This window comes from [Acidovorax] ebreus TPSY, from assembly GCF_000022305.1.
GTDB lineage: Bacteria > Pseudomonadota > Gammaproteobacteria > Burkholderiales > Burkholderiaceae_C > Diaphorobacter > Diaphorobacter nitroreducens.
Genome location: NC_011992.1, coordinates 3,752,113 through 3,763,868, shown reverse-complemented (window position 1 = coordinate 3,763,868; position 11,756 = coordinate 3,752,113). Strand labels below are relative to the sequence as shown.

At 63.4% G+C, this 11,756-nt stretch carries 13 protein-coding genes; all 13 read left to right on the top strand.

What is annotated here, in order from left to right:
• The 13 genes from DTPSY_RS17600 to trbJ all read left to right on the top strand — a co-directional run bounded on the left by DTPSY_RS17600 (window position 1) and on the right by trbJ (window position 11,754).
• On the top strand, window positions 1–729 hold the full coding sequence (locus DTPSY_RS17600; protein ID WP_015914718.1) for an MgtC/SapB family protein: 729 nt from the start codon (window positions 1–3) through the stop codon (window positions 727–729).
• 63 nt (window positions 730–792) lie between these two features.
• Entirely contained in the window at window positions 793–1,038 is a 246-nt protein-coding gene (locus DTPSY_RS18295; RefSeq protein ID WP_015914717.1) for a metal-sensing transcriptional repressor, read from the top strand.
• Between the two features lie 19 nt (window positions 1,039–1,057).
• Window positions 1,058–2,116, top strand: a complete 1,059-nt coding sequence (locus tag DTPSY_RS17595) for a sensor histidine kinase (RefSeq protein WP_148215396.1) — start codon at window positions 1,058–1,060, stop codon at window positions 2,114–2,116.
• Entirely contained in the window at window positions 2,113–2,742 is a 630-nt protein-coding gene (locus tag DTPSY_RS17590; protein ID WP_015914715.1) for a response regulator transcription factor, read from the top strand. The genes DTPSY_RS17595 and DTPSY_RS17590 overlap by 4 nt, the downstream gene beginning before the upstream one ends.
• A gap of 243 nt (window positions 2,743–2,985) precedes the next feature.
• Window positions 2,986–3,900, top strand: coding sequence for a LysR family transcriptional regulator (locus DTPSY_RS17585; RefSeq protein WP_015914714.1), 915 nt, complete (start codon window positions 2,986–2,988; stop codon window positions 3,898–3,900).
• A gap of 25 nt (window positions 3,901–3,925) precedes the next feature.
• The gene (locus DTPSY_RS17580; RefSeq protein WP_015914713.1) at window positions 3,926–4,153 is read left to right on the top strand and encodes an EexN family lipoprotein; all 228 of its coding nucleotides are present in this window, start codon (window positions 3,926–3,928) and stop codon (window positions 4,151–4,153) included.
• A 215-nt stretch (window positions 4,154–4,368) separates the two neighbouring features.
• A complete protein-coding gene (locus tag DTPSY_RS17575; protein WP_015914712.1) occupies window positions 4,369–6,372 on the top strand; it encodes a conjugal transfer protein TraG in 2,004 nt (667 codons plus the stop codon).
• Entirely contained in the window at window positions 6,369–6,833 is a 465-nt protein-coding gene (locus DTPSY_RS17570; protein WP_015914711.1) for a ribbon-helix-helix protein, CopG family, read from the top strand. The genes DTPSY_RS17575 and DTPSY_RS17570 overlap by 4 nt, the downstream gene beginning before the upstream one ends.
• Window positions 6,830–7,864, top strand: a complete 1,035-nt coding sequence (gene trbB / locus DTPSY_RS17565) for a P-type conjugative transfer ATPase TrbB (protein ID WP_015914710.1) — start codon at window positions 6,830–6,832, stop codon at window positions 7,862–7,864. The genes DTPSY_RS17570 and trbB overlap by 4 nt, the downstream gene beginning before the upstream one ends.
• Complete coding sequence (locus DTPSY_RS17560) at window positions 7,861–8,247, top strand: TrbC/VirB2 family type IV secretion system protein (protein WP_015914709.1); 387 nt, start codon at window positions 7,861–7,863, stop codon at window positions 8,245–8,247. Before trbB ends, DTPSY_RS17560 begins: the two co-directional genes overlap by 4 nt.
• Window positions 8,244–8,516 (top strand): VirB3 family type IV secretion system protein, encoded by a 273-nt coding sequence (locus DTPSY_RS17555; protein ID WP_015914708.1) that lies wholly within the window; start codon window positions 8,244–8,246, stop codon window positions 8,514–8,516. The genes DTPSY_RS17560 and DTPSY_RS17555 overlap by 4 nt, the downstream gene beginning before the upstream one ends.
• A 14-nt stretch (window positions 8,517–8,530) precedes the next feature.
• The gene (gene trbE, locus DTPSY_RS17550) at window positions 8,531–11,002 is read left to right on the top strand and encodes a conjugal transfer protein TrbE (protein WP_015914707.1); all 2,472 of its coding nucleotides are present in this window, start codon (window positions 8,531–8,533) and stop codon (window positions 11,000–11,002) included.
• Complete coding sequence (gene trbJ, locus DTPSY_RS17545; protein ID WP_015914706.1) at window positions 10,999–11,754, top strand: P-type conjugative transfer protein TrbJ; 756 nt, start codon at window positions 10,999–11,001, stop codon at window positions 11,752–11,754. Before trbE ends, trbJ begins: the two co-directional genes overlap by 4 nt.
• Window positions 11,755–11,756 lie beyond the last annotated feature (2 nt).

Sequence of the window (11,756 nt, the reverse complement as noted above, 5' to 3'; positions counted from 1 at the left end):
ATGAACGCCATTCATTTCAGCAGTCTCGGCGCGTTGGCCGTCACGTTCGTGAATCTCGCGGCTGCCTTCATCCTCGGCGCGTTGATCGGGATCGAACGACAAGTTCGGCAGCGCACGGCCGGACTGCGCACCAACACCCTGGTGTCGGTCGGCGCCGCCATCTTCGTCTCGCTGGGTGCCCGACTGTTCGAGATCAACGGCGGTTCGCAGACAACGATCACCGTCGTTGCCTACGTTGTCTCCGGCATCGGCTTCCTCGGCGCCGGCGCCATCATGAAGGAGGGCGCGAGCATTTCCGGCTTGAACACCGCGGCCACGTTGTGGGGATCAGGTGCTGTGGGTGCTTGCGCCGGCGCGGGTCTGCTGGGAGAGGCTGGCCTTGCAGCGCTGTTCGTGCTGGCGAGCAACACCCTGCTGCGACCGGTAGCAAATCGAATCAATCGCAGCCCCTTCCGAGAAGAAACCAGCGAAGCCACCTATATGGTCTTCGTGATTTGCTCGCGCGAATTTCAATCCGACGTCCGAGAAAAGGTGGCTGAGATTCTGGATGAATCCAGCTATCCCGCGCGTCAGATCGACGACCATCCTTTTGGTGAAGGCGAAGTAGAGATCGAATTCACCTTGTACGCAACCGCCGTGCAGGTAGATGAACTGAATGAGGCAGTCAAAATGGCCGAGGCTTTGCCCGGTGTCAGGCAAGCCTTTTGGAACGCTGGCGACGAAAGCTGACGATATATGTCATGTTGATACCAATGTTTCATTGGCATGATAACCTATCCCCCAGGAGGGGATATGAAGCCTGAATTCAACTCGACGATCATTAAGCGCCTACGACGCGCCGAAGGCCATCTTCGGAGCATCATCACAATGCTTGAAGAAGGCCGTAGCAACGTGGATGTCGCGCAACAGCTCTTGGCGGTCGGAAATGCCATCACGAATGCGAAGCGAACGCTTGTGCATGAGCACATCAATTGCTGTTTAGAGGTCGCTGGGCCCTCCAAAATTCGAGAGCTTCAGGCGATCAGCAAGTACCTATAAAGCCATGCGGACGGATCGCATGCACATCTCACCTCGTATTCAATTCTCCCTGAAACTGGCGCTTATGGGAGTCGTGATGGCTGCCATTTTCGTGGCAGACACAGCGACGAGTTATGAAGTTGCGGCGGCAGTGTTTTACACGGTCGTCATCCTGACGGCTGTGCGCGTACTGTCTCGACGCGCGCTGATTGCTCTCGCCGTTATTTGCATCGTCATGACCGCAGTCAGCCTTGCGTTCACGCCGCATGGGAATTTGCGTTCCGGCCTGATCAACATGGGAATCAGCATCGTTGCGATCGTGATGACGACCTATCTTGTACTCAAGATGGAGGCCGCAAGGACGGCGGCACATGAGGCACAAGCTCACCTGATGCGAATCGCGCGTGTAAAGAGCATGGAGGCACTGACCACTTCCATCGCGCATGAGGTCAATCAGCCGCTCGCTGCCATCGTGACCAGCGGAAATGCCTGTCAACGCTGGCTCGGGCAGGAGCCCCCCAATCTCGACAAAGCGCGCCAGGCGCTTGACCGGATACTGAGCGACGCTGGCCGGGCGAGCAACATCATCGCACGCGTGCGCAGCCTCACACGCGGGGAGCCGCCTCACAAAAGCAAGTTCGATTTCAACAAAGCCATTCTTGAGATCATTGCCCTGTCCCAAGCCGAAATGGAACGAAACGGAATCCGGCTGGTGATGGAGTTGAGTCCTGATCTGCCTTTGGCGATTGCAGATCAAATCCAGATACAACAGGTGGTCGGCAACGTGGTGCTGAACGCCATCGACGCGTTGGCTCCAGTTCCGGCGCCCATGCGAAGTATTCGGATCACATCAGAGACAAGGGGCAACGCCATTGTGCTTGCCGTGTCTGATACCGGCATCGGTATACCGGCCGAGGTATACGAGCATTTGTTCGAGGCATTCTGGACTACCAAGGAAGAGGGCATCGGAGTCGGTTTGAGCATCAGCAGGGCAATCATCGAAGCCAATGGCGGTCAGATATGGGCAGCACGAGGTGAACACGGCGGCGCGGTTTTCCGGTTCAGCGTGCCGATCGCATCGCAGGAGAAACGCCAATGACGATAAACTCCATCAATGCTATGGGTGATCCCATCGTCTACATCGTGGACGATGATCGCTCGGTACGTGCGGCTCTTGAAGATCTGCTGGCGTCAGTGGGATTGAAGGTCTCGACGTTTGGCTCCACCAAGGAATTCCTAGCATGTCCACTGGAGGACGCGCCTGGTTGCCTTGTGCTGGACGTGCGCATGCCCGGGCAGAGCGGCATGGATTTCCATCGGCAGATGATCGAAATGGGAATTGGTCTTCCCGTTGTATTCATCACAGGTCATGGCGACATTGCTATGGGTGTCGAAGCCATGAAAAACGGAGCGATCGAGTTTCTTACGAAGCCGTTCAGAGACCAGAACTTGCTGGACGCTATCCAGAAGGGGATTGGGAAAGATCGAGAGCGACGTGAAAGTCAGGCGCTTGCATCTGCGCTACAGGCTCGATGGACGTCGTTGACAGCGGGCGAACAAGATGTCACACGCCTCGTCGTACAGGGTCTACTGAATAAACAAATCGCGGCCCAATTGAATATTAGTGAGATTACCGTCAAGGTTCGCAGAGGACATGCTATGCGAAAAATGCTGGCGCGCTCGCTAGCAGAACTTGTAAGAATCACTGAAAAACTTGGTCTGTAGCGGGAAGCCACATTACCAATCATCTCAATAGGAATATACGTCGGTATACCCAATGCAGACCATAGATATCTTGGTCGATTCACTTGACATGACTTAGATTGGCATGCACGGAGGCGACGCCAAATGCTCTTGTCATCGCTAAAGTCGGCACGTCAACCCGGCTATCCGTGCCATGCACTTGGAGGTACTTCCCTGACAGGTGTTTTTTGAACAAGAGGCTTTTCTGGCCGCAGGGACTTGTATATGGAGTTGCGCCATTTACGCTGCTTCATCGCCGTCGCCGAAGAACTCCACTTTGCTCGTGCTGCCGAGCGGCTGCACATCGACCAGTCACCGCTGTCTCGCACCATCAAAGAGTTGGAGGAAGAACTTGGCGCACGTCTGTTTGTCCGTACCACCCGCAGCACGCAATTGACTCATGCTGGACGGCTGTTCCTGGAACACGTCCAGCGCGTTTTTGCGGCATTGGATCAAGCCCGAGATAGCGTCAAGTCCGTTGCCAACGGCTTTCACGGGCAGTTGCGCCTTGCCCTGTCCGACGGGATCACGCCATCGCGCCTGCCGGCGCTATTGGCGCAATGTCGGGAGGAAGACCCCGAAGTCGAAGTTCGGCTGTTCGAGGTTCCGCTGGCTCAGCAGATTAAGGGGTTGCACGACAACCTGTACGACGCCGGCTTCTCGATGGCCGATGATGGAGGCGATGGCATTGCGGTCAGTTCCGCGTGGGAGGACGAGTTGATGGTGGCGGTGCCAGCCCGCCATCCCGTGCTCGCTTTCAAACAGGTCCCACTGAAAGAAGTGCTGCGCTACCCACTGGCGCTGGGCGACCCGGCGGTCTGCGAAGGCCACGCGCGGCAAGTCGATCGTTTTCTGCGCAAGCTCGATCAGGAACCGCTGATCGCGCAGCGCGTGGCGACCTTCGACGTGATGATGACCCTGGTTTCCGCTGGCCTGGCTTTGGGTTTAGCGGGCGAGGCGCATATCGCTTCCAGCCGTGAGCCGGGCGTCGTGGCCCGCCGCCTGGCAGGCAAGCCATACATGCTCACGACCTATCTGCTACGCCGCGATGCGGAGCCATCCGAGATGCTGGCTCGGTTCATCGAGCGTGTGGCCTTCATTGATTCGGCAGACTGTATCGACGCTGCCGACGATGCTTGAACCATCCGACGAAAGGACTGGAACCATGAACAGAGTGATGCTGCTGATGCTGACCACCGCACTGACCGCGTGCGGCCCGTCTCAACCTTCGGAAACCGTGGACTACCTTGTGGCCCACCCCGACCGCATCAAGGAACTCCAGCGCCAATGCAAGGAGGATCGCGCAAAGGTCGGCGATGAACTCTGCGTGCGCGCGGCCGAAGCCGCCAATCGGCGCTTCTTCGGTGATCGGCCGGAGCAGAAATCCAAATAGCTTCATCGCAGTCGTCTCGCTGCGCGAAATCCGCACTGTTACCCCATCACGCCGCAACGCGCTTGTGTTTGCGGCGTTCTTATTGCCTTCGCTCCTGCAAGAAATCAGGCTTTTCCGGCCTGAATCCTCGCCATAACGGCCTTTGACCGGCCTGCACGCGCCCCTTGATCCTCGGTGCTGCGGCACCTCCGTGTGCCGTGATTGGAGGCAAGGTCATGCAAGGGACGAACGTGCTGTTCGGTCAGATCGCCGTGGTGTTCGGCATCGTGATCACCGGCGTGTGGGCGGCCACACAATGGACAGCCGCCGCCCTGGGCTATCAGCTACGCCTTGGCTCGCCCTGGTTCGACTTCTTCGACACGCCCATCTATCACCCGTGGCGGCTGTTCGAGTGGTGGTTCTTCTTCGATGCCTACGCGCCGCGCGTCTTTGACATCGGTGGTGCCATCGCGGGAGGCAGCGGCCTCGTGGCCGTGCTGGTCGCCATTGGCATGTCGATCTGGCGCTCGCGGCAATCGCGCCTGGTCACGACCTACGGCTCGGCACGCTGGGCGAACGCGGATGACATTCGTAAGGCCGGGCTCACGCAGCCGACCGGCGTGTTCCTGGGCCAGCACGATCGCCAGTACCTGCGGCACGAAGGCCCGGAACACGTTCTGACCTTCGCGCCCACACGCTCGGGCAAAGGCGTGGGCCTGGTGGTGCCGACACTGTTGAGCTGGCCTGCTTCCGCTGTCATCCACGACATCAAGGGCGAGAACTGGAGCATCACCGCAGGCTGGCGTTCGCGCTTCTCGCACTGCCTGCTGTTCAACCCCACCGATGCGAAGTCGGCAGCCTACAACCCGCTGCTGGAAGTCCGCCGTGGCGCGCATGAAGTGCGCGACGTTCAGAACATCGCGGACATCCTGGTCGATCCCGAAGGCGCGCTGGAGCGACGCAATCACTGGGAAAAGACTTCGCACGCGCTGCTGGTCGGCGCAATCCTGCATGTGCTCTACGCGGGCGAGGACAAGACGCTGCGCGGTGTCGCCAACTTCCTCAGTGACCCTGCCTGCCCGTTCGAGCTGACCCTGCACCGGATGATGACCACGCCGCATCTCGGCGATGGCCCGCATCCGGTCGTGGCCTCGGCGGCGCGTGAGGTACTGAACAAATCGGACAACGAACGCTCCGGCGTGCTGTCCACGGCCATGTCGTTCTTGGGCCTGTACCGCGACCCCACGGTGGCCGAAGTCACCTCGCGCTGCGATTGGCGCATCGCTGACCTGATCGCGGCCGAGCATCCGGTGTCGCTGTACCTGGTGGTGCCGCCTTCGGACATTTCGCGGACGAAGCCGCTGATTCGCCTGATCCTCAACCAGATCGGGCGGCGGCTGACGGAATCGCTTGATGGCTCCGACGGCATCGCGCGCCGCCACAAGCTACTGCTGATGCTCGACGAGTTCCCGGCCTTGGGGCGCCTGGACTTCTTCGAGACGGCGCTGGCCTTCATGGCGGGCTACGGCATCCGCAGCTTCCTCATCGCGCAGTCGCTCAACCAGATTGACAAGGCCTACGGCCCGAACCATTCGATCCTGGACAACTGCCACGTGCGCGTGACCTTCGCCACCAATGACGAGCGCACCGCCAAGCGCATTTCCGAGACGCTGGGCACCGCGACCGAGCTGCGCGCGCAACGCAACTACGCGGGCCACCGACTCGCGCCGTGGCTGGGCCACCTGATGGTGTCGCGGCAGGAGACGGCCCGGCCGCTCCTGACGCCCGGCGAAGTCATGCAGCTCCCGCCTGACGAGGCGGTGGTGATGGTGTCCAGCGTGGCCCCCATCAAGGCCAGGAAGCTGCGCTACTACGCAGACAGCAATTTCAAACGCCGCGTGTTGCCGCCGCCCGTGCTCACGGCCGGGCGCTATGCCGACGTGCCGCCATCGCGGCCCGACGACTGGAGCGGGCTGGCGATTCCCGCCGTGCCCGCCACACCGGCCACTGCGTCCACTGACGGCCTGGGCAGCGCCGACGACGACGGCGGCCCGCGCCGTCAGCCTGAGCTTTCCGAGGCCGTCGCCTACGACCCCGAGCAGACCACGCCCGCGGCCGACCTCGCGTTGCTCGATGACGACGACGACCTGCCGCTCCCCCTTCCTCGCCAGCTTGATCCGGCCATGCAGCGCACGGCCCGGCTGGCTTCTCTCGACCCCAACGACGGAATCGAGCTATGAGCCAGCACCGCTTGAATCTCTTCATCCAGCCCGAGCACGCCAAGCGGCTCGACGAGCTGGCCGCCAAGAAAGGCGTATCGAAATCCAGCATCGTCGCGGCGGCGCTCGCATCGTGGCTGTCGCCCGATGCCGCCGACCAGCGCGAAGCGGCGATTGCCAAGCGGCTGGATCGCCTGTCGCGCCACGCCGAGCGCATGGAGCGCGACCAGAACATCCAGATCGAAACGCTGGCGCTGTTCATCCGCTACTTCCTCACGGTGAGCACACCCGTGCCCGAGGCCCATCAGGACGCCGCGCGTGCCCAGGGCAAGGCGCGGTTTGAGCAGTTCGTGGAGCAGTTGGGCCGTCACCTGCTGCGCGGGCGCAGCCTGGTGCGCGACGTGGTGGAGGAACTGCACCCCGACCCGATGCGGATGGATGACGCGGCGGCAGTTGCCGAAGCGCAGGAGCGTGCCTCATGAGCGCCGCGCCTTCGTCCTTTGCCACCTCGCTCGACCGCCGCATTCAGATGCTGCGCACGGCGATGGGGCCGTTGATCGCCGCCGCGCTCGAAGACCCGGACGTGGTGGAAGTGATGCTCAATCCCGACCGGACGTTATGGGTGGATCGCCTGTCCTCGGGCCGCGCGCCGATGGGCGTGGAGCTGTCCGAAGCAGACGGCGAGCGAATCATCCGCCTTGTGGCCGCCCACGTTGGCGCAGAAGTACATCGCGGCCAGCCGTTGCTGTCCGCCGAGTTGCCCGAGACGGGCGAACGCTTCGAGGGCATCTTGCCGCCGGCTGCGCCGGGGCCGGCCTTCGCGCTGCGCAAGCGCGCCATCGGCGTGATTCCGCTGGAGCGGTACGTCATCGACGGAATGATGACCAGCGCGCAGGCGGGCTTTCTCGTTCGCGCTGTGCGCGAGCGCCAGAACGTGCTGATCGCCGGCGCTACCAGCAGCGGCAAGACCACGCTCGCCAATGCGCTGCTGGCCGAGATTGCCGCCACGGGCGACCGCGTGCTGGTGCTCGAAGACACGGTGGAACTGCAATGCGCGGCCCGCGACCACGTGCCGCTGCGCACGCGGGCGGGCGTGGTGTCGATGACCGAGCTGGTGCGCTCATCCATGCGCCTGCGCCCGGATCGCGTTGTCGTCGGCGAAGTGCGCGGCGCTGAAGCGCTGGATCTCATCAAGGTGTGGGGCACCGGCCATCCGGGCGGCATCGCCACGATCCACGCCGGCTCCGCGCTGGGCGCACTGCTGCGCCTGGAGCAACTGATTCTCGAAGTGGCGGTGAACCCGCCCCGTGCGCTGATCGCGGAAGCGGTCAATGTGGTGATCCACATCGCCGGGCGCGGACGCAAGCGCCGCATCGAGAGCATCGCCCGCGTCGTCGGCTTCGACGGTGCGGGCTACCGACTGGCGGATGCGATGGACGCGCCGTTTCCCGAGCTGCTGCCGCAGTCCGACCTTTCTTCCTTGTCCCCTGACCACTCTGGAGAACTGCCATGACGCACGTTGATGCTTTCCGTATTTCTGTATATCCGCTTTCCCGCCGCTCCAGCCCCGCACGGCTGGATGGCTTGGCTCGCCCGGCCATGCAAGGCTTGATGCTCGCTGCCTTCATGCTGCTGCTTGCGGGCACTGCGCAGGCCGCCGGCTCCTCGATGCCCTGGGAAGGCCCGCTGCAATCCATCCTCGAATCCATCCAGGGGCCGGTGGCGCGCATCGTCGCGGTCATCATCATCATCGCCACGGGCCTCGCGCTCGCGTTCGGTGACACGTCGGGCGGCTTTCGCAAGCTGATCCAGATCGTGTTTGGCCTGTCCATCGCGTTCGCGGCTTCGAGTTTCTTCCTGTCGTTCTTCAGCTTCTCGGGCGGGGCCGTCGTATGAGCGGCCCGGACACCTTCGCGGCCGGGTTCGAGGTGCCGCTGCATCGCTCACTGACCGAGCCGATCCTGCTGGGCGGTGCGCCGCGCACCGTGGCGATCGCCAATGGCACGCTGGCCGCCGCTGTCGGCCTGGGCCTGCAACTGTGGATTCCCGGTGTCGTGCTCTGGATCGTCGGCCATTCGCTGGCGATGTGGGGCGCGCGCGTCGATCCGCAGTTCATGGCCGTGTTCGCGCGGCACATCAAGCACCGCCCGTTGCTGGACGTGTAGGGGAGGACGCCGCGATGCTGAACCTCGCCGAATACCGCCAGCGCCCGGCCTTGCTCGCCGACTGGCTGCCCTGGGCCGGGCTGGTGGCGCCGGGCGTCGTCTTGAACAAGGACGGCAGTTTCCAGCGCACGGCGCGCTTTCGTGGCCCCGACCTCGACAGCGCGACGCAGGGCGAGCTGATCGCCACGTCGGCGCGCTTGAACAACGCGCTGCGTCGCCTGGGTTCGGGTTGGGCGCTGTTCATCGAAGCCGAGCGCCGGTCTGCCGCCGACTACCCGCACTCCGATTTCCCCGAACCGCTGTCCTGGCTGGTCGATGAAGAACGCCGCGCCGCCTTCGAGGATTCGGGCAACCACTTCGAGAGCGGCTATCACCTGACGCTGGCCTACCTGCCGTCCGAGGAATCCCGTGCCCGCGCCGCGGGCCTGCTGTATGAAAACCGGCCGACCGAAGGCGTGGATTGGCGCGAACGGCTGCACGCCTTCGTCGCTGAAACGGATCGCATCTTCGACCTGCTCGATGGCGTGATGCCGGAGATCGCATGGCTTGATGACAGCCAGACGTTGACCTACCTGCATTCGACCATCTCGACGCGCCGCTACCGCGTCGGCGTTCCCGAAGTGCCGTTCCACATCGACGCGCTGCTGACGGACTCCGCACTGGTCGGCGGCCTGGCGCCCATGCTGGGTGACCAGCACCTGCGCGTGGTGTCGGTGCGCGGTTTCCCGACTTCGACCTGGCCGGGGATTCTGGACGACCTCAACCGCCTGGGCTTCGCGTATCGCTGGAGTACGCGCTTTCTGTGCCTCGACAAAGCCGAGGCGGAAAAAGAACTCGCCCGCCTGCGCCGCCAGTGGTTTGCGAAAAGGAAGAACGTCATCGCGCTGCTGCGCGAGACGATCTTCCAGCAGGAAAGCCCGCTGGTCGATACCGACGCCAACAACAAGGCCGCCGACGCCGATGCTGCCTTGCAGGAACTGGGCAGCGATCAAGTCGCCTTCGGCTACCTGACGGCGACCGTCACCGTCATGGACGCGGACGCCGCCGTGGCCGACGAGAAGCTGCGGATGGTGGAGCGTGTGATTCAGGGCCGGGGTTTCGTGACGATCCCCGAAGCGCTCAACGCCGTGGATGCGTGGCTGTCCTCGCTCCCCGGCAATGCATACGCCAACGTGCGCCAGCCCATCGTCTCGACGCTGAATCTGGCGCACATGATGCCGGTGTCGGCGGTATGGGCCGGGCCGGAGAAGAACGATCACCTCGACGGCCCGCCGCTGATCGTGACGCGCACCGATGGCGCCACGCCGTTCCGACTGGTGACGCACATCGGCGACGTGGGCAACACTCTGGTGGTTGGCCCCATCGGCATGGGCAAGTCGGTGCTGCTGGCGACGATGGCGATGCAGTTCCGCCGCTATCGCGGCTCGCGCATCTTCGCCTTCGACATGGGGCGCTCGATCCGTGCGGCCATCCTGGGAATGGGCGGCGAGCACTACGACCTGGGCGCGGATGACGAGATCGCCTTCCAGCCGCTGGCTCGCATCGACCGCGAGGGCTACCGCACCTGGGCCAGCGAATGGGTGGAAGGCCGCCTGCTGCACGAAGGCGCGGCCGTCGGCCCCGACGAGAAGGCGGCCATCTGGTCTGCGTTGGGGAGCCTGGCCAGCGCGCCGGTGGAGCAGCGCACGCTCACGGGCCTGACGGCCTTGCTGCAATCGAATACCTTGCGCCAGGCACTCGCGCCCTACGTCCTGGGCGGTGCGCACGGCAGGCTGCTGGATGCCGACCACGACCGCCTCGGCACGGCCGACGTGCAGGCGTTCGAGATGGAGGAGCTGATGCACAGCAAGGCCGCTGTGCTCGCGGTGCTGCGCTATCTGTTCGCGCGCTTCGAGGAGCGGCTGGATGGTGCGCCCACGTTGCTGATCCTTGATGAAGCGTGGCTGTTCCTCGATGACCCGGTATTCGCGGCGCGCATCCGCCAGTGGCTCAAGACGCTGCGCAAGAAGAACGTCAGCGTCATCTTCGCTACGCAGTCGCTCGCGGACGTGAAGGACTCGGCCATCGCACCCGCAATCATCGAAAGCTGCGCGAGTCGGATTTTCTTGCCGAACCCGCAAGCGACCGAACCGCAGATTCGCACGATCTACGAAGGCTTCGGCCTCAACAGCCGACAGATCGAGATTGTCGCCACCGCGCAGCCCAAGCGCGACTACTACTACCAATCCCGCCTCGGCAACCGCGTGTTCGACCTCGACCTGGGGCCGGCGACGCTGGCCTTCGCGGGCGCTTCCACGCCGCAAGACCAGCGCGCCATTGATGAGGTTCTTGGCCGCGTGCCGCAGGACGCTGGCGTGTCCGGCTTCGCGGGCGCCTGGCTGCGCCATCGCGGCCTCGATTGGGCGGCTGACCTGCTGCCCTCGTTCCCCGGCCTCGCGCCGGGTTCCCTCCGTACCGCTGACCACCCCCAGGAGAACCAACCATGAAATTGCATACCCCCAAACTCGCCGCGCTGACCGCTGCCTGCGTGCTCGCCTTCGGCATCGCACAGCCTGCGCACGCGCTGTTCGGCGTCGGCGACATCGTGCTCGATCCGACCAATCTGGTGCAAAACACGCTCACGGCGGTTCGCACACTGGAGCAGATAAATAACCAGATCCGCCAGCTCCAGAACGAAGCGCAAATGCTCATCAACCAGGCGCGCAATCTGGCCAGCCTGCCGTCCAGTGTGGTCGGCCAGTTGCGCGAGAACCTGGCGACCACCCAGCGACTGATCGCGCAGGCCAAGGGCTTGGCCTACGACGTGACAAGCATCGACCGCGAATTCGCGCGTCTGTACCCCGAGAAGTACGCCGCCACGGTGAGCGGCAATCAGATGTACCTCGATGCGCAGGAGCGTTGGAAGAACACGCTCAACGGCCTGCAAACCACCATGCAGATGCAGGCCCAGGCGTCGCAGAACCTGAGCGATGACGAAAGCGTGCTGGCCGACCTCGTGGGCAAGAGCCAGTCGGCCGAGGGCGCGCTGCAAGCGATGCAGGCCATGAACCAATTGCTGGCCTTGCAGGCCAAGCAGTCCATCCAGACGCAGCGGCTCCAGATCACGCAAGACCGCGCGGCCTCGCTGGAACTAGCTCGGCAAGCGGCGGCCACGGAGCGCGGACGCGAGGTGACGCGCCGTTTCCTGGGTGAAGGCACGCCGTACACGCCGCAGCCCGTCAATTTCTACAACCGCTGACG